A 26,803-nucleotide genomic window follows, 5' to 3' on the forward strand; every position below is an offset into this window, starting at 1 on the left:
CGAGCAATCGTTCGTACTGTGCAGGTCAGAGATTGGCAGTTTGAAACGCCGGGCCGATGGCGCCGGGCTATCAACCAGCGTCTTCGGCGGCCCCGACCTAGCTGGGCGTGGAATCTAATAGGGTGCACCTTTCCAGTCCGAGGCGACTGATGGGCGGTTTGATCCTAAGCTGCCGTGAGGCCTGTGCCAATTGTATCGGCGAGCCAATGCAGCAGTCCGGCAGCGTTTTTGAGAGCTGTTGTAGGCTCGGCCTAAGCCCATTGGCGCAAGCCTATCTGAACGAAGCGCTTGGCCTTGCCGCTATCCGGTATGTGATCTGTGGTGTCTTCTCGTCCTGCTGTTCTTGTTTTGGAACGCCCTTATGGTGAGCCCATCCGGGACGTGGGGCACCGGGAGCACAAAGGTGCAGGCAGGCCGTCAATAGACCGTGGGCTGAGAGCCCGAGCTCGTTACATGGCCGCCCCTGGCGACTTTCCCGGATGCGCTGCGAGCGCGGATCAGTAGATGTCGTGTTGCCCGCCAGCTCCCGTCTTTGACCGAGCCAAGAAGGAGGAACGGGCATGCTTATCATCGGACTGGATATTCACCGCGCCTTCGCCGAAGCAGTGGCATGGGAGGAGGGCAGGCTCAGGCGACTCGGCCGCGTCGACATGCGGCGCGATCTGCTGGCGGCGTTCGCCGCGAAGCTGTCGCCGAACGATGTCGGGGTGATCGAGGCCACCGGCAGCGCGACGTCCGCTGCAGCTGTGATTGCGCCGCATGTGAAGAAGGTGGGGATCGCCAAGCCGAAACAGGTGTTTATCGTTGCCTATGCCAAGATCAAAACGACGATCGACGCCGACGTTCTTGCGCAGCTCTATGCCAGCGGCTTCTTGCCAGAAGTCTGGATTGCGGACGAGCCGACGCAGGCTCTGCGTCGACAGGTGACACGGCGCAATCAGATTGTCCGACAGAGATCTCGATTGAAGAGCGTCATCCAGTCGATCCTTCATAGCCACCTGATCCGTCCTGCCCGCATGCCGACCTGTGCGGCGCCAAGGGTCGGACCTGGTAATCGAGCAGGTCGTACCGCAGGACGAGCGCCTCGCGATCGATGGGCATCTGCGCGAGTTCGACCGATTGGGCGAAGACCTCCAGGTCATCGAACGCGATCTTGTCCGCTCGGCTCTCGAGGATGAAGGCGTGAAGCGGCTGATGACCATTCCCGGCGTCGACATCACCGTCGCGCTGGCGATGAAGGGCGGCGATCGGCGACGTGTCGCGCTTCGACGATCCGCAGAAGCTCGTGACCTATCTCGGGTTGAACCCAAGCGTCCAGCAGTCCGGCCAGGTCCGGCCTACCATGGGCGGATCACCAAGCAGGGCCGTGGTCATGCGCGCGGCATGCTCGTCGAGGCGGCCTGGGCGGCCGCTCGTGCTCCCGGACCGTTGCGAGCCTTCTCCCTGCGGCGTGCGAGCCCGGCGCGGACAGCATGTCGCGGCCGTGGCAACCGCACGCAAACTCTCTGTCGTGATCTGTCATCTGTTGAGAAGGGCGAGAGTTACGCGTAGGCTCGACCCTCCCTGCATGCCAAGAAGCTTGCGCGATGTGGAACTCAAGGCCGGGAGCAAGGCTGTGCGCGGCCAAAAGGGAGCGCACGCCTACAACATAAAGAGCCACCGGGAAGAAGAGCGCCGCTGGGTGGAGCAGGCCGAGGGCGCCTATGCACGCCTCGTCGCCGGTTGGAACCCACGAGGTCCGAAGAGGGTAGGCACGGATGCCGCAAACCGGGCGCCCAGCTTGGCATAAGGGCTACGTGGCCTCAGGAAGCGTCGTCGCCAATGCAGACCATGGACGAATTCCCAGCCGATGCCGAGATGCCGGTCGACCGTGCCTGTCGCCGTCCGGTGATGCGATGCCCCCGAGCGGATGAGTTCGCCCCGGATGCTCCCGGTCACGACGCACGGGTTCGGGTTCCAAGGCGCTCAGTTTTGTTCGCGCCCAATCGGTGTAGGACGCGGCAGAAAATACGAGCGTGACGAAATCGGGAAGAATGATCCTGAAGCGGCGATTCGGTAGAGCCGGGTCAAACTATCCGACGAAATAAACGAGCACTGGATGGGCGGGAGAGCGTCGCGAACTGGAGGGCAAGAGCTCCCGGACGCAGCGTTAAGTTTGAATACCTCCGCGGACATGGTCGCGAGCTTATCGCGCAAATAATCGAGCAGCCGAGCGCCGGCCGCACTCATGACCGGCTGGGCTCGGTTAATCCTGCATGCCGCGCCCATGAGGTTGCGCTCTGTCGGGAGTGCGTCGAGCACAACGACGAGATGTAGTTCACGATCTTTGAAACGCGTGGTCAACTATCCAAAGTGTGGATGCCTTTCATCGAAACAAACGATTTCATCAATGTTCTGGAATCCTGCATGGGCAGAAGCACCTGACGCACACCGATGCCCCCACTGCCTCATGGCGTGGCGAGCGTCTTAAGAAACCGCCCGAAAGGAGATTTTTCATGCGCTCTACCGGGCAGTGGAGTGCTGGGAAAGGGAGTTGCAACTGACCGGGTCCGACTTCTTCCGAGCCTATGGACAGACTGGGAGACGCGCACGGTGTAGCGGCTCACATCGTCATACTGCACCTACGCCACACACCGGCCGGACCTGATCCGGCTTTATGAGCATTGGGCTTTGTCAGTTGCCCAAGCGTGATGGCTTTCGCGACGCGGCGCGCCTCAGGAACTGAGCCGCGTCCAGGTCGAAACGCGGGAAAGAAAGACAGGAAACAGAATGGCCGATCAATTCGCAACGGACGTCATTGCCCTGATCAAGAAACGCGCCGAGTCGGAGAGCGGTGAGGGAATGCCTACGTCATTCGTCGGCGAGATAACAATCGCCACGGAACTGGACGCGCTCGGGTTTGATTCGCTGGGTTTGGCGGACGTCCTCTGGGATGTGGAGCAGGCCTACGGCATCAAGATCGACATGAACACGGCCGATGCCTGGTCCAATCTCAAGAATGTCGGCGACGTCGTGGAAGCCGTCCGCGGCTTGCTTGCGAAGGAGGCTTGAATGGACAGGCGCGTCGTTATCACCGGAGTGGGCGGCCTGTGCGGACTGGGCACCGACGCCGCCTCTATGTGGAAAGAGATGCGCGAAGGCCGCTCCGCCATCGGCCCGATCGCCAATTCCGAGCTTCATGACCTGGAGGGCATGACCGGCGCTGAGATCAAGGCGCTGCCCCAGCACGACATCAATCGCAAGCAGTTCGTCTCCATGGCCCGCTTCAGCTTGCTCGCCGTGCTTGCAGCGCGCGAAGCCATGCGGCAGGCCGGACTTTCCTGCGACGAGGGGAATGCCCATCGCTTCGGCGCGACAGTGGGCGTCGGCGGCTTGGGCTGGGATGTGATGGAGGAAACTTACCGGGCCCTCCTTTTGGACGGCGCGAGGCGAGTTGGCATCCTCGCTGTACCCAAAACGATGCCAAGCGCCGCCGCCGGCCAGGTGAGCTTGAGCCTCGGCTTGCGCGGGCCGGTCTTCGGGGTGACCTCCGCATGTGCCTCGGCCAACCATGCGATCGCCTCGGCGGTGGACCAGATCAAGCTGGGCCGGGCCGACGTAATGGTTTCCGGAGGCAGCGACGCACCCTTCGCATGGGGCGTGCTGAAAGCATGGGAAGCAATGCGCGTGCTTTCACCCGATACCTGCCGGCCCTTCTCCGCCGATAGGAAGGGCCTGGTGCTGGGCGAGGGTGCGGGCATGGCCGTGCTGGAAAGCTACGAGCATGCCACGAGGCGTGGTGCCACAATTCTTGCCGAGATCGCCGGCGTCGGCCTTTCCGCCGATGCCTTCCACATTGCCGCGCCATCTGTCGAGGGGCCAGCGTCGGCGATGCGCGCCTGCCTTGCCGATGCCGGGCTGAATGCCGAGGACGTCGACTACCTCAACGCGCACGGCACCGGTACCAAAAGCAATGATCAGACTGAAACGGCGGCGATCAAGCGTGTGTTTGGAAACCACGCTTATTCGATGTCCATCTCTTCCACCAAGTCCACGCACGCGCATTGCCTCGGCGCAGCGAGCGCGCTTGAAATGATCGCCTGCGTGATGGCAATCCAAGAGGACGTCGTGCCGCCGACCGCCAACTATCGCGAGCCAGATCCCGCTTGCGACCTCGACATCACACCCAATGTGCCGCGCGAGCGCAAGGTGCGCGTCGCCATGAGCAACGCCTTCGCCATGGGCGGTACGAACGCAGTTCTGGCATTCAGGCAGGTGTAGAAGCCATGCAAGACGCCTCATTTGAGGTCACCTGTCGTATCTAGCTGCTTGAGGGGCGGGGCATTGTGATACAGGGAGAGCTGTGGGGTCCCTCCTTCTCGGCCTCGACGATGTGGAAGGAGCCTGTGCGGCGAAACGGGCTAGACGCCCCCAGGCCCAGAACTTGGGCGAAACCAACTCCCACCAAAGGACAGCCGGTTTAGTAGCCGAACAATGAAACCTCGCTCGACGAGCCGCCGTCTCTACTGTCTCCGGCCTCACGCGGTTGAAGCGAACAGCGCAGCAGCTACTGTTCCGCACAACTCGGATGGCAATTGGGACAAGTCCGCACATGTCGTCACGTACGCTGAACGCCGCAGGTACAGCCAAACTGGGGCGGGGCGTTTCTGCCGTTTTGATAGAATTCTATCAAACTGACAATTTTCCTTGCATAAATGCAAGGAGAGCTCGGTTGACTCCCCTCCTTTCTTGTCAAGGATGAGTTTGCAGGCTGCGGTGCGGCAGAAGCCGGACAGAACAGCGACCGGTCGAGTAAAGGCCTGCGCAAACCGCATATTGCGAGCGCCCGCGCGGAGGAAGACGCTCGTCCTGGTGAAAGGCAACGATGCTCAGGCGCCATTGCCATTTGCCGAGGGCGTCCGCGCGCCGAAAATTTCGAAGCAACAAAGGTGAGATCGAGAATGATGATGACGAAATACAACACAGCTCACCGTCCAGTGCAGTTCTACCGGCGGGTGGCGGAGTGGGATGGGCTGCCAAATGGAACGTAAAAAGATCAGCAAGGAGATGCTTGGCGATAGTCAGGCGCTGCGCAAGCTGCGTGAGCACCTTGTCAAGGTGGCCAAGGCGAAGACTACGGTCCTGTTGCGAGGTGAATCCGGAACCGGTAAGGAGCTGGTTGCCAAAGCCATTCACGAGCTCTCGCCTCGCGCCAAGCAGCCCTTCATCAAGGTCAATTGCGCGGCGCTCACCGAGACGCTTCTGGAATCTGACTTGTTCGGTCATGAGAAGGGTGCCTTCACCGACGCGAGCAGTTTGCGCAAGGGGCGCTTTGAGGCTGCCGACAAAGGCACATTGTTTCTGGACGAGATTGGCGAAATATCAGGTTCGTTCCAGGCTAAGCTGCTGCGTGTCCTGCAGGAGCAGGAGTTTGAGCGCGTCGGCAGCAACCACACCATTAAAGTTGATGTTCGCGTGATTGCCGCAACGAACAGGGACTTGGAAACGGCAGTTCAACGCAAGGAGTTCCGGCAAGACCTCTATTATCGCATCAACGTCGTCACTTTACGCGTGCCGGCATTGCGCGAAAGGCGAGGTGATATTCCGCTCTTGGCCGCTCAGTTTCTCAAGAATTTCAATACTGAGAATGATCACACGCTGACCTTCGCTCCCGAAGCGATTGAGGTGCTAATGAACTGCGAATTTCCAGGCAACATCCGAGAGCTCGAAAACTGCGTTCAACGGACGGCAGTTCTGGCGACGGGTCCATCAATCCTCAGAACTGACTTTGCCTGTTACGCGGATCAGTGCTTGGCCGCGGCGCTGTGGAAGAACGGACCGCCGACGTCAGAGAAGTCGACTACGATCCAGCCTTCCGCCGCCTGTGCCGCCCCGCCCGTCGGCGACGGGCAAGCGCCGATAGGCCCTGCCACGAGTCGTGGTAGGGTGCCCGATGCCGATACGGTCATTGCTGCCATGGAAAAGTGTGGCTGGGTGCAGGCAAAGGCGGCGCGCCTGCTCGGTTTGACCCCGCGCCAGATCGGCTACGTGCTGAGAAAACGCGGTATCGAGATCAAGCGTCTCTGAAACAACCCGCCGAGCAAGAGCTGGAGCAGGTCAAGCATTGGTGCTCTGGCGAGCCCATCGGCCAGGCTTACGAAGTGGGTGTGAACAGCGCTGCCAAGATTCCGGCCGTGTGCTTTCTACCACGTAGTCATACTGGGGCTCTGCGACTGACAAACTAAAAAGGAGTAATCCTATGGCTAGTAACTTCGCTCTACACCGCAAGGCAAATCAATTCGACGTGCCTGGATCCAGAAATAATCGATGTATTATTGGTGACACGCCAGCATGCGTAGAGGCGACGCGCAGATCTCCGCTGGCGGGACCTGGTCGATACATTAGCTGATGGCTTACCGCTCGATATCACGCAATCTGAGATGGGCATGAAAGTGAGTTCGACCGCTGGACAGTTGCCGACCTCGTCAGGTATTGGCCCCTGCGACCGGTTGATCTGCGATATCCAAATTCGCGGAAGTTGGTCGAGACGAAACTGTCGCCCCGGCTCGTGACCGACCGCGCGCCCGGCAAGACCGAGTTACAAAGTTGCCGAGGCAGTTTGATGTGCGTTCCTGCATCACTGTACGGGACACGACCTGACGGGAGACTATGATGCGTAGCCAAAAAGAAAAGATGCTCGCAGGCGAGTTTTACAATGCGGCGGATCCGGAGATCCAAGCTGACCTGTTGGCCACCGGGGCTTGGCTCAAGCGGTACAATGATACGCTGGGGCAGACCACGGGGCATTGGCATGAGCTTTTGTCCGAGCGGCTGGGAGAGGTTGGGCGCGGAACGGTCATCCGTCCGCCCTTTTTTTGCGACTACGGATTCAATATCCGCATTGGAGCCAATGCCTACATCAACTTCAACTGCGTTATTCTTGACGTGGTAGAGGTCAAAATCGGGCAAGGAACGGCAATTGGGCCTGCTGTGCAGATTTATACCGCCGATCATCCACATGATGCCGAGCAGCGGCAGGCCGGCCTGCAGGTCGGGCGTCCTGTTCACATTGGCAGCCGTGTCTGGATCGGCGGTGGAGCAATCATTCTGCCTGGCGTCACGATTGGTGATAATGCAGTGGTAGGCGCTGGCTGCGTGGTCACACGAGATGTTCCCGCCGGGGCAAAGGTAGTGGGAATTCCTGCTCGCGTGGCCGACCCACATAAACAGGCATAATCAACCTCGTTGACCCTGGAGGTGCATGCGAACTGTCGAAACTGTGCCGAATTTTTGTCGAAGCCATTGAGCGCTGCATATGTTGTCGCGACTCGGGCGCTTCAGTTCTTTTGCCACGGGGGTCACAAGATCATGTGCGTAATGCCGCCGCAACGTGCTCACGTCCCGCAGCAGCGGACCCTTTCACATCGCCCAACGAATTCAGAGCCTACGTTGTGCTGCCACTAGCATTACTACTCACGAATGTATTCCCAACTGAGTTTTCGCCCTTGGAGGCAAGCAGCGACTCACCAGCAATCGCCGGCCATTAATCCTGGCTAGCATCGACCCCGACGAGGCGAGCCGCGGCGTTGCGGATCGGCATGTCGATGACCGTGATTGCGCCTTCGGCAAGGAAACGACGTTCGTTTCTGGTCAGCGTAGCCGAATCGATCACCGCAAAATGTGGGCCAGTGGGGCGCTTCATCAGCTGTCTGGCATATGTGCGCAGCATCTGATCGTTGAAGCGGCAGCCCACGAAGAAAAAACCCCGGTTGACGCGCCGTTGCTTCACCGCGTCCGGGATCGGCGTCTGGATATCAATTTCGGTTAGGACTTCGACGTAATCGGAATCAGCCACGAGGAAGTTTGCCGCCGGCCTGACGCTGCCGTGCGGCGCATAGAGCACCGTCCTAGCCACTTGTTCGGCCTCGAGTTCTGTTCCTGACAAATCGTAAGTTCTCGTCCAGATGTTACCGATTCCGGTCGCGCGCGTCGTTCCTTGTATCTCGACAACGTCTGTTTGGCCGGCCTCTGCAAGGGCTGCTCGCATGGCGCCATCGTACCAGCTGTCGATGATGACAGACAGTTGAAGGGTTGCGAGCCAGGCGTGAAGAACGGTCGGCTCGGCGGGGGCTGCGAATATCTCCGCCATCCACGCTTGGAGAGTCCGACGATGTCGGCGCTGCTCGATAAACTGCGCGACCGACCACATATTGGTGCGAATCCTGGAAGGGGCAGGCGCCCGCTTGTTGAGGGCCGCGGCGACATCTTCAGGGGTGCAAGGTACAGGTGATTCCGGTGGGTTAAGCTGCAGAAGACCAGGACCGAGATAGGGGATCACTCGATCGGCCTTGAGAGCGCCGTTCAGCAGGTCAATCAGTTTTTTGGCAAAACTGCCCCGGACGACGACGAGATGGTCCCAGCTCAGCATCGTGTTCATACGCGTTTCCTCTCCGCCACTGAACCCACCGGCATCAGGCCCCGTCGGAAATCTTCATCGCCTCGACGGTGATCGGCAAACGCGTGTCGCGCGGAAGGTCGGGCAGCATGAGCCGCCAACCGTTCCTGAGCGTCACGGTCCCGCCCCATAAGTCAGCGTTCTCAATCTCGGTGATCGGCTCTTCGAGATCCTTCTTGGGGACATAAGCCGACAAGCCAGTAGCGGTCCTGCGAATCATTACTTTCATCCGGCTGTTCCCCCGTTGGAAATGCCTTCAGCTCCGCAGGGAACCTCGACTTTGTCGAGGCTAATGAGTTCGCGCGCTCGCATGCCGACGACCGTGCCACGATCGATCCATTCGACCGCATAGATGAAGAATTGCTGGAGAAAGGTTCCAATGTCGCGCACGTAGCCTTCGTCGCCCTTCCGCACGAGGTTTTCGCCGATCTCCTTGCCGGGATAGGTGCCGTCGTTTTTTATGTGGCGTATCGCACGGACCCGCTCACCCTGCATGAACCGTGGCGGTCTGCCGATTTCGACCTCCTGTTCGCGTCTGGACCACATGCTGTCCATTCCTTTCTCGAGGCTTTTGTTGTGGTCGCGGGTTGCAGGCGTCGTCGTGCGGCGAACCCGACCGTTTCGGTAGGAATCAAGCGGGAACGCAGGTTTTCGGTACCGGACAGACCGACACGCATTGCTGCGTATCGAAGGCCTCCTTGCATTCGGTGCACTTGTTTGGATCGATCACATAGGCGTCGCCCTTGAACTTGATCGCTTCCGAAGGACATTCGAACTCGCAGGCCCCGCATTGGGTACATTGGGATGCGATGATCTTTAAAGCCATTCTAACTCCTGGTTATCGGACGAGACGGCTCAGGCCGTCGCCGCTAGTGGTCTGATCCCAAACTCTGCCGCGTAAAGTGCGCTGACTGCGGTCTCGATGTAGTCATGGCCATAGGCGTCGGTTACGCGCAGTCCAGCTCGCGAGAGTTGTTCCTTCGGGCGATTTCCGATCTTGGCGCATAGCACTATGTGTATGCCTTCGAGCGCTGCGATGACGCCCTCGAGGATGGCGTCTTCGCCCCCGCCTCCGAGGCAATACCGCTCGACCTTCCGATGCCCGACCAAGCTGATCCCTCTAGGCGAGACTTCATAAACCTGGAATTCCTTCGCGTGGCCGAAGTGTTCGTTGACCCGTCCACCTCCCTTAGTGGCCACCGCAACCAGAAGCGACTTTTCGGAGTCTGTTGCCTTGACCATACCGATGGCCTCGCTCCTCGCCGCCTCATGATCACGGCGCTCGTGTGCGACCACCTGCCGATAGGCCTGACGCTTGCCAGCATCGTAGGCGACATCGTCGGGAATCCCGTCCAGCGTGAATTCCTGGCCACGATCTTCACCGAGCAGGCCGACAGCATCTGCCCGGCACTGCCGGCAGTGGCGCATCAACTTGGCGCCACCTTCAAGTCGATCCTGAAGAGCCATCATCTCCATTGCCGTTGGGCCGCGCTGCCCGATGAGTCCGTAGTGGGTACCGTGCGCCGGGTCCGAAATCAGAGGCATCACGTTGTGCAGAAACGCGCCCCGCTCCCTGACCATTTTGTTCACCTCAAACAGGTGCTGGTCGTTCACTCCAGGAATCATCACCGAGTTGATTTTGGTGAGGATGCCGCGCGCGCTCAGCATCTCCAGGCCCAGCATCTGCCGCGCGTGCAAGATTCGAGCGGCTTCGATGCCGAAGTAGCGGCGATTTTCATAAAAGATCCATGGATAGATCTTCGCGCCGACTTCCGGGTCGACCATGTTGATGGTGACCGTCACGTGATCAACATTCATTTCGGCAAGCTCGGCGACATGGTCCGGCAGCACGAGCCCATTAGTGGAGACGCACAGCTTTATGTCGGGGATTTCCCTGATGACGCGGTCGAGCGTTGCCTTCGTTTTCTCCCAATCGTAACAGGCATCCCCCGGCCCAGCGATGCCAAGAACCGAAAGCTGCGGAACTTTGTTGGCAACGGCGATGACCTTGCGTAGCGCTTGGTCGGGCGTCAACTTCTCAGACACAACACCAGGCCGGCTCTCGTTGGCGCAATCGTATTTGCGATTGCAATAGTTGCACTGGACATTGCAAGCCGGCGCGACCGCCACATGCATACGCGCGAAATAATGATGCGCTTCCTCCGAAAAGCAGGGGTGATCCTTGATCCTTTCCCAAATAGCCGGATCCCCTTCGCCCGGGCTGGTCGGCGACGAGCCGTAGGAGGACGATGCGCAGCCACCGGATTTCGCGGCTGCCAGAAAACCCTCGGATGTCGTGCTAGTCGGCCCCTCAATCGAAACTGTCGGTGAGGACATCAAACGGCTCCGTTGCTGGTAACGTCGCGGTTCAAGGTGCAAGAGCCATACCAACTGAAAAAAGCGGCTTCAGTTCACTATTCGGGTCGATATCGCATTGTGTCAGGCCGGCGCGACACAATTTTGTCCTGCTTGCGACAGTGCAAGTCCAAATCCGTTCAGAAGCACGAAGCACTCCTTGTCGCGCACAGGGCGCGCAAGACCACTGGCCTGACGATTGGCTCATCAGGCTCTTAGAATTTCCTTCACCTCGATACTATGCCGGCGTATCGCCTAGCCGACTTGTCGCAGCTTGAGGCCGAGAATTCGAGCCGCATTAGCCTGAACCCAGCCGGCCTTCTCCATTGTGTCGATCAGCCGTCACGCTCCGTCCGCCGCGGTCTCAGCCCCCGTCCGGCCGTATCGTTAGAATCGCAAGTGGCTATCTCGTGTTCAGGGGGCGCCGATGCGCCGAACCGGCATCGTGCTGGCCCGTGAGAGCTCGTCGATGACATTGCCACGTTCCGAAAGATTGGTTCCTTCCAGAGGAGAACGCCAAGCACGCAGTTCTCCGGCTCGGACGTTGCCGGGGAAATAGCATTGCGAGATCAGCTCAACTGCCGACGGCGCAAAGCCATGGTTCTCCATATTTCAAGGGTAAGCGCTGTGTCCTTCCAGGAGGACCCGCGATCTGTGGGCCTGCCGATTCTGAGGTGGATCGGAGATCGGCTTGTGTCTGAACTTGAACTTACGATTGACCCTGAGCGGCAGCCTCGGCGTTTTCGAGGGTGATCAACGGCGCTGTTGGTCGGCGGCATTGGTCGATGGACGACAAGGCACGGAGTCATTCCGAGACCCTGGAGCCGACGCGGTGATCTCGGAGGTTGCCCGGCGCTACGGGCTGCGGCCGCGGCGGAACGCTCGCAAGCTTGCGACGTCGGCAGGACAGGCCACTCCCGCCTAGTGGTTTCGGTGGCGCCACCGGAACGACCCGTTGGGCCTATCCGTGCACCAGAGCTCAAGGCCACGGCCTGAGAATCGGCCGCCGCTCACCCTACTTGGTTCCTCAGCCGACTGCGCTAAGAAGGAGAGCAACTTCCGTCGGCGCGAGGATCATTGCGTCGTGGCCAGTGGCGAGTTCCTGCCACGCCCAGCCATCCTGCTTCGCGACCCATTCTCGCGCTCCCGCCATCGGCGGGTGGAGTGGATTAGTGCAGACGACATAGGTTCGGGGTCTGCCGTTGCCGAGCGGGTGCTCGAGCTTAAGTCCGCTTTCGTAGGTGCCTGCCGGATGCGGTGTTATCCGGCGCCGCACCCAGTCCGTGAGCGAGTGTCCCTCGGGAATGCCGAATGCTGTTGGCGGCGGAGTCGGCATGAAGATACCCCGTCCTTCCTCCGCAACCAATTTTCGACGGGCCGCGACGATGTCGGGGGCATGGTGCTGAATACACTTTGACCGCTCTCGACGATGGCGCTGTCGAGATAAACGAGATGGCTGATATGGTCGGGTATCCGGTCGGCGGCGCCGGTGATGCTGATGCCGCCTAGACTGTGACCGACAAGGATCACATCGCTCAGCTCTTCCGTCACAATGTGGTTGACGATGTCGGTCACGAATGTGTCGGGCGTGATGTCCTTGCACAGCAAACGTGCGCGTTCGCCGACACCTGGTCGGCGTGGTCACGTGGCATCCCATCTTGCGAAGATTGGCAGCCACGTCCCGCCAACACCATCCGCCATGCCAGGCACCATGCACTAGCACATACGTCTTTGCCATGGGTTGTGCCGTTCCACTTGCTCACCGGCCGTTGTGGCTGCCATCCGGCACGATGGCCGGGCGTTGTCCCAAAGGGGCTCGACCACGTGACCGGTGGTAAGTCCGGCGCACAGGGCAGCGCCGTGGCCTGAGGACACCGCTAACGAGTCAAGGAAATTTGAATTGCGAAAGGCCAATATTCACTAGCTCTTTGCAAGTGGATGGAGAGGCTCATGGTGTGCCGCAGTTGCTCGCTGCCGGCATGCTCTTGGCACGGTCCCGGCTGATCATCCGAACTTGAACAGGACACCAAAGCCGCCGCGCGGATAGTTCCACTCGATGTCGCCGCCTTTCTCGCACAATATCCGGCAGGTGCCGCATTCCATGCAGCCGTCGGCGGTGATCTCGACTTGACCCTTGTCATTCAACTCATAGCATTTCGCCGGACAGACGTAGGTCAACGCAAGCAAGTTCGCGCTTGGCTTGTCGTGCGGTCGCACTATAATATGGGGGCGGCCGGAATCGACCAGATAGCGGTTCTGGTAAAGTTTGTCCTCGACACGAACCTTCGTCACTGCGATCGTCATCTTGTACCCTCTTCAGCGCCATGCCAATGCCAGGCGGACCGCGTCGCTGACCAACCCCCAGCGCGAGCGCGCGTTGATGAAGGCGGCCGTGGTGTTCTTTTCCTTCTCGATCTTCGGCGTGCCGTCGACACGCATGAAGTTCTGAGCGGCATGCGACATCAGCCGCGGATAGCTGTCAAAAAAGTTGCTGGAATTGGTGTGGAGCAAGGCTGGCATGTCCTTGTATTTCTTAAGATCCTTGATCACAAAGGAGTCATCCAGCATCGTCTTGTAGAGCGCAAGGTTCGCTTTGGTCATAGGACCGTTGCGGCTTTTGACTTTGATGATCGCCTCAGCCGCGACACGACCCGAGGTCATGGCAAGGTTCGAACCCTCACGGTGAATGGCATTGTTCAGTTGCGCTGCGTCGCCGACGATGACCCAACCGTCGCCGAAGAGCTGCGGAATGGCCTTGTAACCACCTTCGGGGATAAGATGGGCGGCATATTCTTTCACCTCCGAGCCAGCGATCAGCGGCCGGATCGAAGGATGGTTTTTCATCGCATCCAGGAGGGCGGACGGGCTCTCCATCGTCGCGGCGAAATCCGAGACCAGGCAGCCGATGCCGAGTGATATCGACTCCTTGTTGGTGTAAAGGAAGCCGAGCCCGGCCATGCTGCGAGAGATCGTGCCCACGGCCTCGATTACGCAGCCTTCATCGCCCTTGACCCCGAACCGCTGGCCAATGACCTCTTCGGGCAAGAAATGCATTTCCTTGACGGCAAGCGCCACGGTCTCCGGCTTCGGCATCTCGCGCAGGCCTGCGCGAGTGCCAAGCAATCCCGACACCCCTTCTGCGAGAACGACCACATTCGCGAAGACCACTCCGCCAGCCCGGTCTGTGCGGACGCCGATCACCTTGCCATTGCCATCACGGACGAGTTCCGTCGCGGTCGTCTCACACAGGACCGTCGCGCCAGCCTCGCGCACCTTGCGGGAAAACCATTTGTCGAACTGGGCGCGAATGATCGTGTAGCGGTTGGGTTTCGCCTCATTGAAGTCGTCCGACCGGTAATGAATTCCGGTGTGAGACGTGTCGTCCAACACCCAAAGTCGCTGTTCGACCAGGTGCCGCTCGAGGGGCGCATCATCCCGGAAGTCCGGGATGATCTTCTCCAGCATGTTCGCGTACATTATGGCACCCTGGACGTTCTTAGAGCCCGGATATTCCCCGCGCTCCAACTGCAGTACCTTCAGCCCCTGGCTTGCCAAAGTGTAAGCAGCTGCGTTTCCAGACATGCCGGCTCCGACCACTATGGCATCGAATTGTTCAATCATGTCCTCTCCCTCAACTCGCAAGCTTGTCTCGACTGTGCGGCGACAGCCGCCGGGTGAAGGCTTCCGTCAGTGCGGGCAGGAAGCGGATTGCATCCGTGACGATCCCGAGGTGGGCGAACTCGAAAATCGGCGCGTTCGGATCGGTGTTGATCGCGACGATGAGATCGGCCCCCTCGACCCCAACTCGGTGCTGGATGGCGCCGGAAATTCCGGCCGCGATGTAAAGCTTCGGTCGAATGGTCTTGCCAGTTTGTCCAATCTGTCGATCAGCCGGCATCCAGCCCTTCTGGACCAAGGGGCGCGAACAGCCATGCTCGGCGCCGATCGCTCGGGCAAGATTCTTCACAAGCTGAAGGTTCTCCGCCGCTCCGAGACCGAGGCCTCCCGCAACCACGACATCCGCATAGGCAAGATTTGCCATTGCCGACTGGTTATCCGGTAGGAAGCCGAGGACTTTGGTGACGATATCGTCCTCAACGAGCGACAGCTTGTGCCGCATGACACGCCCGACCGGCTTATCCACCCGTTGCGGCATAGGCATGACCCTTGGTCGCACCGTCGCCATTTGCGGCCGGTAATTTAGTGTATAGATCGTACACAACAATGAGCCACCAAAAGTCGGACGGGTCGCGGCGAGTGAACCGTCGGAATCTACATCAAGTTCGGTGCAGTCGGCCGTGAGCCCCGTCTGCAGGGTCGTCGCTACCGAGCCTGCAAGATCCCTGCCCAGTGTGGTCGCGCCGAGAAGGAGGATTTCGGGTTTATGGGTATTGACCAGATCCGTGAGCGCCTTGGCGAACGGCTCGTTCCGGTAGTCGGCGAGCGGCGGCGCATCGACGATGTAGACAAGATCCGCCCCGTAAGCGAAGGCCTCGGCAACAGCGTCCTCGACCATCTCGCCCGGCGGTCCCAGCACGACGCCCGCGAGCTGGACTTCAAGCTTGTCGGCCAATTTGCGGCCTTCGCCCAGCAGTTCGAATGATACAGGATGCACATTGCCGCGTTCGAGCTCGAGGAAGACCCACACGTGCCGGTAGTCTTTGAAATGGTCGGGAAGTTCTTTCTTTACACCGGCACGGCCGGGGGCAATGCGAGGGGTGGTTTGGCTTGCGGTCGACATTTTCTGCTCCTGGCCGTCACGTGCCGCTGTTGAAGGCCAGCTCATGTTCCAGCGCCGGCCGGCGGGTTAAGATATCGGCGATGAGTTCATCGGCTATGTCCTGCAAGCCCCTTTCCGCGGTGTCGATCTGCGCCGCCCTTTCTGCCCGTGCGGTGGGGGCGAAAACACGCTTGACGACTGTAGGCGAGCCACGCAGACCGCACCGGGTGAGATCGTCAATGCCGGCGTCGGCTGCAGTCCACTTCACGACTTGCCTGCGCGCCGCGCACAGAGCCTGCTGGAGCGAGCCCCGGCGGATTTCGTTGGTGTCTTCCAGCATGGTAATGAGGCAAGGGAGTCTGCTCTTCAGCAACTGGGTGCCGCCTTCGGCGCGACGCGCGACTTCGATCTCTCGCGTATCGAGATCGATGGAGGCAATCTTCGCGACATAGGTAAGTTGCGATAAATCTAGGCGCTTGGCTATGCCCGGTCCGACCTGGGCGGTATCGCCGTCAATCGTCTGCTTGCCGGTGAAGACGATGTCCGGCCTGCCGAAAGTCTCCCCAATTTTTGCGATTGCTTGCGAAAGAGCAAAGGAAGTCGCCAGCGTATCGGATCCGGCAAAATAGCGGTCCGTCAAGAGAACTGCTCGGTCAGCACCGTAACCGAGCGCCTTTCGCAGCGAGTCCTCCGCCATGGGCGGACCCATTGTGAGCACAGTAACCTCGCCACCATGAACGTCGCGCAGTTTGAGCGCTTCTTCGAGGGCGAACAGGTCGTAAGGATTGATGATGGTCGGAACACCCTGACGCATGATCGTGTTCGTCACCGGGTGCACGCGGATCTGTGCCGAATCCGGCACCTGCTTGATGCAGATTACGATATGCATTGGCGGTTTCTCTAAGCTCCCAGTCCGGATTCGTGCTTGGCGGTTCGCCTCATTGCCTGCATCGTTCATGCCAAGTCGTCTTCCTGCCTCTATTCCAGAAGGTGGCTTCGTTTGCTTCCGAGGAGGCGTCATGAGGACTGGATTTGTCGACTTCTCGACATTGTCGCGTCGCAGCCGTGTCGGGCTCATTACTTTCCGAACCGCTTCAGTGCAGAGTCGAGCGGGACGAAGGCGCGGCCAGGTGCGGGACATATGTTTGGATCGTGGTCCCTTAGCACCTTGAACACACGTTGCGTGAGCGGCGAGGAAGTCGCGAAATCTTCGTAGGCGCGTTCCAGCTTGGCGCGCACCCGCGCGGCGATTACCTGGTTAGGCAGACCGGAGAAATCTTCTTCGGCAAGGTATTGGCCCACGCGCTTCATGATATGGAGCCGCGAGACATTCATCACTTTCGGGTCGTAGGAGACGCCAAGGCAGGCGAAGAAGTCCTCCGCGGCCGACAGGCCCTTCAGTCGCGCTAGGATATCGGTGCGATCGATCGGGCGGCTATCAGCGGAGCAGTTCATTGTATTCTCCCGGCGCGTAATTGTGGTGTCGATGCATTGGTGACATTGCTGACGGCGTGCCGACCTCTGGCACGGCGGCTGGGCAAGAGACTTGGCGATCTCAAGCTTTTCTGAAGTGGTGAAGGCGACCCCGAGTTTGACTGCTCTCCATTGCGCAGGGTCGTCACGTTGAGGAAGACCTCACGGCTCGTCGGCTATTGTGCCGCTCGGACCCGGGCCGGAATGAAGCTGTTCTGCACCTCGCCCGCACAGTCCAGCACTGGGAACGGCCCGTAGCTTCTCGGTGATCGCAGGCAGGACCTCAAGCACGCGGTCTACGTCATCTTCGCCGTTGTCACGCGACAAGGAGAAGCGGACTGCCCCACATGCCGCGTTCATAGCGATCAGAACATGGCTCGGTTCCAGTGAGCCAGAGGCACAGGCGGACCCGGCGGAACAGGCGATTCCCAGCCGGCTCAGGACAATTGGAATTGCATCGCCTTCGATACCTTCGAATCCAATGTTTGCAGTGTTTGGCAATCGCTCTTGCGGATCGCCGTTGATGGATGTGTTTGGGATGCGCTGGATGATCCCGTTCTCAAGGCGGTCGCGCAACCATTTTATTCGTTTTGTCTCGTCCATGAATTTCAAGGCGAGTTCGGCCGCCATGCCCAGTCCGACTATGCCGGGTGTGTTTTCAGTGCCTGCACGCCGGTCGCGCTCTTGGTGCCCACCCTTGATCATGGAGGAGAAGCGCACGCCACGTCTTACATAAAGCGCGCCTATCCCCTTTGGACCATGCAGCTTGTGGGCGGAGAGCGACAGCATGTCGATCGCGGTCGATTTCAGCTCAATCGGAAGCCTTCCGACCGCCTGCACTGCATCAGTGTGGAAAAGCGCGCCGACTTCCCTGGCTAGATCGGCAAGCTTAACCACGGGAAAGATCGTACCGGTCTCATTGTTCGCCCACATTATCGAGACGATTGCCACTTGTGGAGTGAGAGCGGTTCTGTAGGCGTCCAGGTCGAGCCGGCCGTGGTGATCGACTGGGATAATGTGCACCTTGACGCCGCGCGTCTTTTCAAGGTGCGCGCACAACTTCAGAACGGCCGGATGTTCAACCGCGGAAGTCACTATTTCCGTTCGGTCGGGCATCACCTCCAGCGCCGAAAGGATGGCTGTACTGTCGCTTTCAGTCCCGCCCGAGGTGAAGATGATCTCGTCCTCGAATCCCGCGCCGATGAGGGCTTGCAACTGTTGCCTCGCCTTTCTCACGGCTTCAGCAACCGATGCGCCATAGGCGTGCATGGACGAATGATTGCCAAATTGCTCCGTAAAGAAAGGCAACATCGCTCCAACGACTGCAGGATCAACCCGCGTCGTTGCGTTGTTGTCGAGATAGACAGGGTTCATGGGAGTGATCCTTCAACTGCTGAAATGATTCAAGGGTAGGCGGGCCATTGAACCTCTGGCGCATATCGTATCTGGTAAGGTGGGCGGCCGGGCGAGCGATGGCTTGGCTGACCGGTCGCTGTCGACATTGCCCTTTGGTGGCGGCATCTGCCGGGAATTCAGCTGTTTCGGGCAATTTTGTTTGCTTGCCCACGGCAACGATCGATGATCGCGATTTGGCGCATCACCGAACGCAATTGTTCCGGGCCGACAGTGCGTGTCGGCCGGTTCCAGAGCGCCGGCGGTGCCGGTTCGACGCAGTATTCCTTGGCGTCGCTATAGTCGAACATAGCCTGTTCCCTCGCAATCATTTGCAGGACTTGCCGCAGCCGCACGTCTCACGCGCATTGGGGTTATCGAAAACAAAGCCGGATGTTTCGAGCCCAGTGACGAAGTCCACGGTCATGCCGGCTGCATGGGGTTGGGAGCCTCTATCCATGAACACCTTGAGCCCATCTCGCTCGATGATCGCATCGCCCTCACGTGAGACGCTCTCCAGGCCCATTGAGTATTGGAAGCCGGCGCAGCCGCCGGCATGGACCATGATGCGAAATCCTTCCGCCGGCTCGCTGGCGCGGTAAAGAGCGGCCTTGATGGCGGCAACAGCGTTGTCGGTGAGCGTAATCATGGCTCGATTTCTCCTCGGTCCGACGTTTTCGCGGATCATCTCGCATGGACCGTGCCAAAGGGAAGACGTGTCAAAAACCGTAGGACATCCCGACGTCTCTTATGCTCGATTGCTGGGGAGACGTCCGACAACCGACACTTACTGTCGGATTTGTCGCGTCCGCGTCACAGGAAGGGCGCCTGAGTTCGCGATGCACTCACGCGTAAAGCAATGAACAGAGCCAAAGATGTTCAGAGCTTGCCGCGGAGCAACTGGCACGATTTTTGTGAAGCCTTCGTTGCGGCGGCAAAATTGCCGGCCGATTCACCTTTGGGTTGCCCTCGCAATCGAAGAACGAAGGAGAGCAATATGATCCATCAGACCCGCCTTGAGTGGGAAAGCAGCACCGCCGGTGGTACCCGAATGCTCGATCGGCCGATTGGCGCCGACCACCCAACAATCGCTCTCTACCGGCGATTGGCCGCTGACCGCCCGGAGACAGGATTCGACTGGCATGTGCCTGACGATCGATCGCGTCCGCCGTGCACACCCTGAGGCCCGTTTTTCGATCGATCGTCAAAAGAAGAACGGGGCAGGGGTAAAAACATGGATCAGCGCAAGAAGCGGTCGCCCAACGAAATCCGGCGTGCGTGGGAAGTCTGTCCGAACATTCCCGCGCGTGATTTCGCAGCCCAATTGGCCATTTCGGAAGCGGAACTGGTCGCGGCCCATTGCGGTTTCGGCGCGGCACGCATCGACCCGCGCGTCAATCACGTTCTGACGGGCCTCGAATTCGTGGGCGAAGTGACGGCGCTGACCCGCAATCAAGGTGCCGTGCACGAAAAGATTGGCGTCTTCAACAGAGTGATAACCGGCAACAATCACGCCATGGTCCTTGGTGACGAATTCGACCTTCGCGTCTTCCCGCAAGCTTGGAGGTATGGTTTCGCTGTTGAAAGGCGCCATCGCGGCGGAATCCAGCGCAGTTTGCAATTCTTCGACGCCACCGGCGCAGCAGTGCATAAGGTGCATCTCAGGCCGGTCTCCAACCTTCATGCCTATCGAAAGCTGGTGGCCGAGCTCGTATCCGCCAACCAGGAGCCGACCATGTCGCTTAAGGCGAGAGTAGCCGACCTGGGCGCGAGGACTGCGGACTGGGCCGGCACGGTGGACGACCTACGCGAGCACTGGAGCCGGCTGACTGACGTCAACCTTCTAAAGACGCTCAAGCTCAGCCGCTGCCAGGCTTTGCGCATGGTCGGCCAGGATTACGCTTGGCTGCTCGACAATGCCGCAGTTGGCGCCGTGCTCCAGCGTGCGGCCGAAGACGAATTGCCGATCATGTGCTTCGTCGGCAACCGAGGTTCTATCCAGACCCATTCCGGCTTAATCAAGTCGGTCAAGCAGATCGGGCCGTGCATCCATGTGCTGGACGAAACGTTCCGGCTGCATCTCAGGACCCACCAAATCCGTGAGGTTTGGGCCGTGCGCAAGCCGACCAATGACAGTCACGTCACCTCGCTCGAAGCATATGGGTCCGACGGCAAGATCATCATCCAGTTGTTCGGTGCGCGCAAGGAAGGCGAACGCGAGCGCGACGACTGGCGGGTTCTGGCGGAAAACCTGCCTCGTTTCCCCGACAGCTACATGAGAAAAGACCGATCGTCGTCGGTGGGACGCCGGCGCCCATCTGCCTCCGCAGCCAGTAGCCGGGCATTGAAGCCGAGACCGGGGACACGATGACGCAATAAGCGCGCTGTATTATCGCAACGCGATGAGCAGGAAGCAATTTGGCGCTGCCCATCGACCGCATGGTTACGACGAAGCCGCGGCCTTTGGGCCGAGCTCAGAGGTGGCAATAGCGTGAACGCCGCCGACCGTCACTCCCCACCAGGCGGTCAGGTTTTGCGGTTCGGGCCGAGCAAAAATACTGTCAAGACAGCGAGGAACGTGGCAACCGCGCTGTAGACAAAGACACTGGCAATACCCGTGTGATCCACCAATAGGCCACCGAAAGTTGTGCCGGCTGCGATGGCCACTTGGAAGGTTATGACCATCAGTACACCAGCGCTCTCGGCCTGTTTCGGAGCGGCGCGTAGCACCATCCATGTCTGCAATCCGACCGGGACCGCGCCAAAAGCAAAGCCCCATACGGCAACTGCAATTGCCGAGGTCAAGGCCGATGCTCCCATAGTCAGGAGCGAGACAGCGGCTACGGCAATGAGCAGGGGCGGCAGGGCCGCGACCGCCTTGAGACTGTGTTTGGTGAGGAATGCGCCGGCTAAATTGCCGAAGACGCCGGCCGTGCCAAAAGCAAGGAACACGAGCGGGATTGACTTCTTTTCGAGCGCAGGAACGCTCTCGAGAAAGGCGCGGATGTAGGCGAAGCTGGCAAAATGGCCGGAAGCGACCAATAGCACGACTAGCACCGCAACCTTCATCGCCGGATTCTTCGCGACATCCAGCGGACTGCGGAATCTGCGCACTTCGATCGGAGGCAGTGGCGGAATGGTTACGAGTTGCACGAGCAGCGCAACGGCACTCACGATTGCGGCGACCTTGAACGAGGCTCGCCATCCCCAAATGTCACCGACATAAGCGCCGATTGGAGCCGCGCAGACGGAGGCGACAGAAACGCCGGTGAGGATGATCGACATGGCGCGCGGCATGAGGTGACTTGGAACCAGCCGCATCGCCAACGCTGCCGAAATAGACCAAAAACCACCAAGCGATATGCCAAGGACGACGCGTGCCGCCAGCAAAACCGGCAGCGACCCCGCAACCTCTGCCAGAACGTTCGACAGGATCAGCAGGAGCGTCATCGCCCAGATGACGACCCTGCGGTCCAGACGCTTTGTCACGATGGCGATTATCGGTGCCGAGATCGCCGCGACGATTGCGGTCGCTGTTAGCGCCTGTCCAGCCGTGCCCGTGGTGATACGGAGATCATGCGCGAGCGGTGTCAGAACGCTGGCGGGCAGAAACTCTGCCGTCACAAGCCCGAAGGTGCCGAAGGAAAGCGAAATGATGGCACCCCATGCAGGGCCAGAACGTTGATAGGGACTTTCTGGGTCAAGCCGATCTCGGTCGAACAAAGCCGCGTCCACTAAATCTGTCGCCGATTCGGTCATGAATGAGTTCTCCGGCTAGGAGCTGTTGCAGCAGGGGTGGCTACATCGCCGGGGATCAAAGCCGCGAGACCTTCCGGCGGCGGCCAGTCGGCATCAGTCGAGGCCTCGGCGCCCGACGCATCCGAGGCCTCATCGGAGGGCCGACGGACCCAACCGTCGACAATGCGGGAGAGTTCTCGGCGCGGTCGCATCGATCGCATTCGTCGAAGTGCGGTCTGTTCACTGCGAACCAAGCAAGCCGAACGCGGTGTCCTCGATCGAGGCCTTGATGGGGGGATGATCGACGATCTCTATATTGCTTTGAAGCAGGAAGTTCCGTCGCCATATGTGGTTATCCTGGCAGCCAGAATTGAGCGGTTGTCGCAAGCACCAAGGCGGTCGCAATGAGTGCAACGAGGCGGAAGTCTGATCGATGGCTGCGGTTCGATGGCCGCGCGATCGACAAAATTGAGGTGATGAGTTATCCCTTTTGAAGCCGTTGCTCCCAATTCTGGGATAAGGTAATTGCAGGCGGTCCCAGCAACGTCGGGCGGCCTTTTTGGTGATCGAATTCATGGGACGACACTCTCGGTCCGTGACGCATCTGCGAATGACTCCGCAAGTTCCGTGCCATCAACGACAAATCTGGCTCTGCTGAGCGGGTGGTGGAGGCACGAGCGTGGGCTATCCCAAGAGCTTGCCGCAAGGTTGTTCGAAGTTGAGGTGCCGGATAGACCGCAAATATGTCGGGCGGCCTGGGGTTGGCCAACACGAAGATGCGCAAGTTCAAAAGGACGAGCTGAACCCTTGCCGATATCCATCCGAGGCTGATCTGGAGAAGGTCAAGAACTGCGTCTTGAAGGCTTCCGCCGCACCGGCAAATGCTAAGCCAAGGTGCTGGGCAAGATGGACAGGGCCATCCAACCCGTCGACTGGACGCTCATTAATGGCGTCGGTGTGGCTCTGTAGCTGGCGAGAAAAACGCCCTGCTGAAAGACAAAAGCTCGTGTGGCCGGCTCTGAAGGACGGCCAGTGAGGCAGGCGAGGAGAGGCTATAGCCCATTCGTGTAGACTGATCTTGTCCCACGGAGGCGGCTAACCACCCCGCCAGACATCATCGAGGGGAGCGCCACTAGGCTTACCCCAAGTGTTGGTCATTTCCACCTGGGTGACCTCGGCCAAGTCACCAAGCCGCTTAGAGCAAGCTTTCGAACTGGATGCTCCCCGGGCACATGATCGGCTAGCTGTGAGCTTTCGGGAGGTTGTCCATTCGGACCGGACCGAGGAGACTGGAGTTACCACGCTTCAGCATCCATCGGAGGATCCGAATGAACATCCATAAGAATGCCCGTCTCACACCGCTGCGTCGAGAGGAGATGGCGCTGTCGGTGATAGAAGGCGCTTTCTCCAAAGCCCATGCGGCGCGTGTCTACGGCGTGTCGGCCAAGATCGTGGCGCGCTGGGTCGAGCGCTACAAGTCCGAAGGGCGGGCCGGCATGATCGACCGTTCCTCGCGGCCCGCCCATATGCCGCAGGCCACCGCTGCGTTGATCGCCGAGCGCATCATGGCGCTGCGGCGGCAACGTTGGACCGGCAAGCACATCGCCCATGAGGTCGGCGTCTCGCCCGCCACCGTTAGCCGGGTTCTCAAGCGTGCCGGACTGTCGCGGTTGCGGGATATCGAACCGGCCGAGCCGATCCGACGCTACGAGCGCGAGCATCCTGGCGAGATGATCCATATCGATATCAAGAAGCTCGGTCGTTTCGAGCGCATCGGTCATCGCATTACCGGCAAGCGCACCGGCAATGCCAGCTCGCGCGGCAGCAGTTGGGAGTTCGTCCATGTCTGCATCGACGACGCCTCCCGCATCGCCTTCTCGCAGATCCTGCCCGACGAGAAAAAAGAAAGCGCCATCGCCTTCCTCAAGGCGGCGGTGGCCTACTACGCCAGCCTCGGCGTCACGATAGCCCGCGTCATGACCGACAACGGCTCCTGCTACAGATCAAAGGCCTTCGCCAAGGCCTGCCGCGATCTCGGCCTCAAGCACGTCAGGACAAGACCCTATACACCCAAGACCAATGGCAAGGCCGAGCGCTTCATCCAGACAGCACTGCGCGAATGGGCTTATGCCATCGCTTATCCGACTTCAGATCACCGCGCCGCAGAGTTGCCGGTCTGGCTGCACAGATACAATTGGCACCGTCCCCACGGGAGCCTAAAGTCCAAAACACCTATCAGTCGCCTCGCTCTAACCGAGGACAACCTGTTGAGGCTCCACAGCTAGCGATCCCACCAGTTGAGTTGCTCCAAGTCGGTGTCTAGCTTTCTACATTCTGTGTCCGACGCTGGACAAGAATGTTGCAATCCCGACCAGCAAGTCAGCGCAGGCGCCACCTGTTGCCCAGCAAACGGCAAGGATTATCGAAAGACGAATTCGGCACGGAGCTTGCACCAACGATTGCATGCAAATGCCGACAGCATCTCATGAACGGTCTCTCGATTCTGGCGCGGTTAAATCGCGGCCGGTTCCAGATCATGTCCCGCCCGAAATGGTGAGGGACTTCAGCCTGTTTACGTCGCCCGGCATGTTGCCGACCGCTAACGGGGATCCGCATGCAGCGGTTGCTTGCGTTCATGCCGGGCCTCCGATCTTTTATTCAACCAGCAACACGCGCGACGGTCGGGGTACCTGGGTCATCACTCGCGCGAGCGACCAGCGCCGGGTGCTGCAGGACACCGAAACGTTTTCCAGCCATCGCAGCATCTTCGCCTCTGTGCTCGGCGAGAGCTGGCCGATGATCCCGCTTGAGCTCGATCCGCCATTCCACGGTGTTTTTCGCTCACTGCTCAATCCGCTGCTTTCGCCAAAGCGGGTAATGGCATTGGAGCCGGCTGTCCGGGAACGAGCGATCAAGCTGATCGACAGGATCGCCGCATCAGGCACGAGCTGCGACATCATGAAGGATTTTGCAGTTCCGTTCGCGGTCAATATCTTCCTTCGCTTTATTGGGCTTTCGGACAACGGACTAGAAACATTTGTCGGCTGGGCTAGAGATCTGCTCCACGGCGATAAGGAGCAACGACCACCCGCAGCCCGGACGATCGTGGCCTTCATCGACGAACTTGCCACCGAGCGCCGCAAGGAGCCGGTCGATGATTTCATGACCTTCATCGTGAAGGCAAAGGTCGAGGGTCGTCTGCTCAGTGACGAAGAAGTCCGTGGCATCGGCGTGCTTGTGTTCGTCGCGGGACTCGACACGGTCTCAGCAGCCATATGCTTCGACTTGGCCCATCTCGCGCGCAACCCCAAAGATCAGGAATTGCTACGAAGCGAACCGGACCGGATTGCCGTCGCTGCGGAAGAATTGCTGCGCGCCTATTCGACCATTCAGATGATCCGAGTGGCAACGAAGGATGTCGACTTCAAAGGCGCGCCGATCCGCAAGGGAGACTATGTTTCCTGTGCCACGATGATTGCCAATCGTGACCCGGCGGAATTCGAATGCCCGAATGAGATCGATCTGGCGCGCGAGGACAACCGGCACGCTGCCTTTGGCTATGGTCCCCATCGTTGTCTTGGCTCACACCTTGCCCGGCGGGAGATTGTCATTGGCCTGGAGGAGTGGCTGGCGCGCATCCCAGCCTTTCGGATCAAGACAGGGACTGAACCTATCACCTTCGGCGGCCATGTGTTCGGGATCGAGAATCTGATCCTGGACTGGTCCTGAAGTTTCAGCCAACGACATTGGAGTTCGCTATGCGTGTCGTCGTACATAAAGCCAGATGCCAGGGTCATGCGCGCTGCTGGGCGCGGGCGCCGAGAGTCTTCAAGCTTGATGACGCCGGCTACATCTTGCCCGGTGATATTGATGTTGCCGATGGGGAGCAACTGCTTGCCTCAAAAGGGGTACGAGCCTGCCCCGAACAAGCTCTGGAAGTTGACGAGCCCCCGCTAACTCAGTTGTAGAGAGAGACACACGCAAAGTGCAGACTGGCATCGGGAAGGATAAAACAATCATACAATTCGCGACAGACCCTGTCGACCACGCGAAAATTACCGAACTGCGTGACCGAGAGGCGATCCGCAACTGCCTGTATCGGTACTGCCGCGGGATAGACCGCGCCGATGAGGCGGCGCTGCGTAGCGCATACTGGCCCGAAGCGTATGACAGGCACGGTCCCTATTGCGGACCGGCAGAGGACTTCATCCAATTTGCTCTCGGTCTGCCGGGGCACCGTAACATCCATCAAATCACGAACAGCCTGATCGACTTCATCAGTTCAGCAGAGGCCGCGGTCGAGAGCTATTTCACCGCGCTGCAACGCGGACCGGATACAGACCAAGAAATACGTCAGACGCTGCTTTGCGGCCGTTACTGCGATCTGTTTCAGAAGAGGCAGGACGAGTGGCGAATTGCGGAACGGACAGTCGTCTACGATTGGGTTGAGGAGCAAATCCCGCCAGCGATTCTTGAGGCAGATAGGTTCGGCCGGCGACAGCCGATTGGAGCACAACATCCAGACGATCCCATCTACCAGTTGCTCAAGGGTCACATCCCCACCGACCAAGATGGCGTCGAGGGTCCCCAACTGGGAGCTGCATAAGTGGGTAGAAATGGAGGATGAGCGCCCTACGGGAACGACATCTGTGTGGGGCCGCAACTGGCGGTCACTGCAACGATTTGGCTCG

At 59.5% G+C, this 26,803-nt stretch carries 25 protein-coding genes and 2 pseudogenes; 11 read left to right on the forward strand and 16 right to left on the reverse strand.

The features are described from left to right. Positions 1 to 560: 560 nt before the first annotated feature. From EJ072_RS37530 to EJ072_RS16685, 6 genes and pseudogenes are all read left to right on the forward strand, one after another. Positions 561 to 935: pseudogene (locus EJ072_RS37530) on the forward strand (IS110 family transposase); the annotation flags it as partial. A gap of 91 nt (positions 936 to 1,026) precedes the next feature. After that, positions 1,027 to 1,551 (forward strand): transposase, encoded by a 525-nt coding sequence (locus tag EJ072_RS37535; protein WP_245265439.1) that lies wholly within the window; start codon positions 1,027 to 1,029, stop codon positions 1,549 to 1,551. A gap of 1,218 nt (positions 1,552 to 2,769) precedes the next feature. Then, positions 2,770 to 3,051 (forward strand): acyl carrier protein, encoded by a 282-nt coding sequence (locus EJ072_RS16670; protein ID WP_126057635.1) that lies wholly within the window; start codon positions 2,770 to 2,772, stop codon positions 3,049 to 3,051. Continuing rightward, positions 3,052 to 4,260, forward strand: a complete 1,209-nt coding sequence (locus tag EJ072_RS16675) for a beta-ketoacyl-[acyl-carrier-protein] synthase family protein (protein WP_126057636.1) — start codon at positions 3,052 to 3,054, stop codon at positions 4,258 to 4,260. A gap of 762 nt (positions 4,261 to 5,022) precedes the next feature. Then, positions 5,023 to 6,066 (forward strand): annotated as a pseudogene (gene nifA, locus EJ072_RS16680) (nif-specific transcriptional activator NifA); the annotation flags it as partial. A gap of 582 nt (positions 6,067 to 6,648) precedes the next feature. Then, positions 6,649 to 7,215: a sugar O-acetyltransferase gene (locus EJ072_RS16685; RefSeq protein ID WP_024505228.1), complete on the forward strand. Its 567-nt coding sequence runs from the start codon at positions 6,649 to 6,651 to the stop codon at positions 7,213 to 7,215. 307 nt (positions 7,216 to 7,522) lie between these two features. Here EJ072_RS16685 and EJ072_RS16690 read toward each other — a convergent pair whose 3' ends face one another. The 15 genes from EJ072_RS16690 to EJ072_RS16755 all read right to left on the reverse strand — a co-directional run bounded on the left by EJ072_RS16690 (position 7,523) and on the right by EJ072_RS16755 (position 19,023). Beyond that, positions 7,523 to 8,416 (reverse strand): SIR2 family protein, encoded by an 894-nt coding sequence (locus EJ072_RS16690; protein WP_126080603.1) that lies wholly within the window; start codon positions 8,414 to 8,416, stop codon positions 7,523 to 7,525. A 34-nt stretch (positions 8,417 to 8,450) separates the two neighbouring features. After that, positions 8,451 to 8,663 (reverse strand): putative nitrogen fixation protein NifT, encoded by a 213-nt coding sequence (gene nifT, locus EJ072_RS16695; protein ID WP_024505230.1) that lies wholly within the window; start codon positions 8,661 to 8,663, stop codon positions 8,451 to 8,453. Beyond that, positions 8,660 to 8,980 (reverse strand): nitrogen fixation protein NifZ, encoded by a 321-nt coding sequence (locus EJ072_RS16700; RefSeq protein ID WP_024505231.1) that lies wholly within the window; start codon positions 8,978 to 8,980, stop codon positions 8,660 to 8,662. Before EJ072_RS16700 ends, nifT begins: the two co-directional genes overlap by 4 nt. An 85-nt stretch (positions 8,981 to 9,065) precedes the next feature. After that, entirely contained in the window at positions 9,066 to 9,260 is a 195-nt protein-coding gene (locus tag EJ072_RS16705; RefSeq protein WP_024505232.1) for a 4Fe-4S binding protein, read from the reverse strand. A gap of 29 nt (positions 9,261 to 9,289) precedes the next feature. Further along, positions 9,290 to 10,771, reverse strand: coding sequence for a nitrogenase cofactor biosynthesis protein NifB (nifB, locus tag EJ072_RS16710; RefSeq protein ID WP_024505233.1), 1,482 nt, complete (start codon positions 10,769 to 10,771; stop codon positions 9,290 to 9,292). 273 nt (positions 10,772 to 11,044) lie between these two features. After that, positions 11,045 to 11,116: a helix-turn-helix domain-containing protein gene (locus EJ072_RS36385; protein WP_245467364.1), complete on the reverse strand. Its 72-nt coding sequence runs from the start codon at positions 11,114 to 11,116 to the stop codon at positions 11,045 to 11,047. A gap of 933 nt (positions 11,117 to 12,049) precedes the next feature. Beyond that, complete coding sequence (locus EJ072_RS36810; RefSeq protein ID WP_300980046.1) at positions 12,050 to 12,397, reverse strand: alpha/beta fold hydrolase; 348 nt, start codon at positions 12,395 to 12,397, stop codon at positions 12,050 to 12,052. A 396-nt stretch (positions 12,398 to 12,793) separates the two neighbouring features. Continuing rightward, positions 12,794 to 13,093: a ferredoxin family protein gene (locus tag EJ072_RS16725; RefSeq protein WP_024505235.1), complete on the reverse strand. Its 300-nt coding sequence runs from the start codon at positions 13,091 to 13,093 to the stop codon at positions 12,794 to 12,796. Positions 13,094 to 13,105: 12 nt separating this feature from the next. Then, the gene (locus EJ072_RS16730) at positions 13,106 to 14,410 is read right to left on the reverse strand and encodes an FAD-binding protein (protein WP_126080604.1); all 1,305 of its coding nucleotides are present in this window, start codon (positions 14,408 to 14,410) and stop codon (positions 13,106 to 13,108) included. Positions 14,411 to 14,420: 10 nt separating this feature from the next. Next, positions 14,421 to 15,530, reverse strand: coding sequence for an electron transfer flavoprotein subunit alpha/FixB family protein (locus EJ072_RS16735; protein ID WP_126063815.1), 1,110 nt, complete (start codon positions 15,528 to 15,530; stop codon positions 14,421 to 14,423). 16 nt (positions 15,531 to 15,546) lie between these two features. Next, positions 15,547 to 16,398, reverse strand: coding sequence for an electron transfer flavoprotein subunit beta/FixA family protein (locus EJ072_RS16740; protein WP_126063816.1), 852 nt, complete (start codon positions 16,396 to 16,398; stop codon positions 15,547 to 15,549). 188 nt (positions 16,399 to 16,586) lie between these two features. Further along, entirely contained in the window at positions 16,587 to 16,964 is a 378-nt protein-coding gene (gene nifW, locus EJ072_RS16745) for a nitrogenase stabilizing/protective protein NifW (RefSeq protein WP_024505239.1), read from the reverse strand. A 180-nt stretch (positions 16,965 to 17,144) separates the two neighbouring features. After that, positions 17,145 to 18,356, reverse strand: a complete 1,212-nt coding sequence (nifS, locus tag EJ072_RS16750) for a cysteine desulfurase NifS (RefSeq protein ID WP_126063817.1) — start codon at positions 18,354 to 18,356, stop codon at positions 17,145 to 17,147. Positions 18,357 to 18,514: 158 nt separating this feature from the next. Beyond that, on the reverse strand, positions 18,515 to 18,685 hold the full coding sequence (locus EJ072_RS36005) for a hypothetical protein (RefSeq protein WP_165349961.1): 171 nt from the start codon (positions 18,683 to 18,685) through the stop codon (positions 18,515 to 18,517). Between the two features lie 17 nt (positions 18,686 to 18,702). Next, positions 18,703 to 19,023, reverse strand: coding sequence for an iron-sulfur cluster assembly accessory protein (locus tag EJ072_RS16755; protein WP_029356570.1), 321 nt, complete (start codon positions 19,021 to 19,023; stop codon positions 18,703 to 18,705). 585 nt (positions 19,024 to 19,608) lie between these two features. On the opposite strand from EJ072_RS16755, the gene EJ072_RS16760 reads away from it, so the two are divergent. Beyond that, complete coding sequence (locus EJ072_RS16760) at positions 19,609 to 20,745, forward strand: ChuX/HutX family heme-like substrate-binding protein (protein WP_126063818.1); 1,137 nt, start codon at positions 19,609 to 19,611, stop codon at positions 20,743 to 20,745. A 155-nt stretch (positions 20,746 to 20,900) separates the two neighbouring features. Here EJ072_RS16760 and EJ072_RS16765 read toward each other — a convergent pair whose 3' ends face one another. Continuing rightward, entirely contained in the window at positions 20,901 to 22,133 is a 1,233-nt protein-coding gene (locus EJ072_RS16765; RefSeq protein WP_126063819.1) for an MFS transporter, read from the reverse strand. 1,307 nt (positions 22,134 to 23,440) lie between these two features. Here EJ072_RS16765 and EJ072_RS16770 point away from each other — a divergent pair. From EJ072_RS16770 to EJ072_RS16785, 4 genes are all read left to right on the forward strand, one after another. Beyond that, positions 23,441 to 24,397 (forward strand): IS481 family transposase, encoded by a 957-nt coding sequence (locus tag EJ072_RS16770; protein ID WP_126063820.1) that lies wholly within the window; start codon positions 23,441 to 23,443, stop codon positions 24,395 to 24,397. 265 nt (positions 24,398 to 24,662) lie between these two features. Continuing rightward, complete coding sequence (locus EJ072_RS16775) at positions 24,663 to 25,841, forward strand: cytochrome P450 (protein WP_164759124.1); 1,179 nt, start codon at positions 24,663 to 24,665, stop codon at positions 25,839 to 25,841. A gap of 29 nt (positions 25,842 to 25,870) precedes the next feature. Continuing rightward, positions 25,871 to 26,080 carry a ferredoxin gene (locus tag EJ072_RS16780; RefSeq protein WP_126080605.1) on the forward strand — a complete coding sequence of 70 codons (210 nt, stop codon included), beginning with the start codon at positions 25,871 to 25,873 and terminating at the stop codon, positions 26,078 to 26,080. A gap of 17 nt (positions 26,081 to 26,097) precedes the next feature. Next, complete coding sequence (locus tag EJ072_RS16785; protein ID WP_245467325.1) at positions 26,098 to 26,718, forward strand: nuclear transport factor 2 family protein; 621 nt, start codon at positions 26,098 to 26,100, stop codon at positions 26,716 to 26,718. Positions 26,719 to 26,803 lie beyond the last annotated feature (85 nt).

It is taken from the genome of Mesorhizobium sp. M2A.F.Ca.ET.046.03.2.1 (assembly GCF_003952425.1).
In the GTDB taxonomy this organism is placed as follows: domain Bacteria; phylum Pseudomonadota; class Alphaproteobacteria; order Rhizobiales; family Rhizobiaceae; genus Mesorhizobium.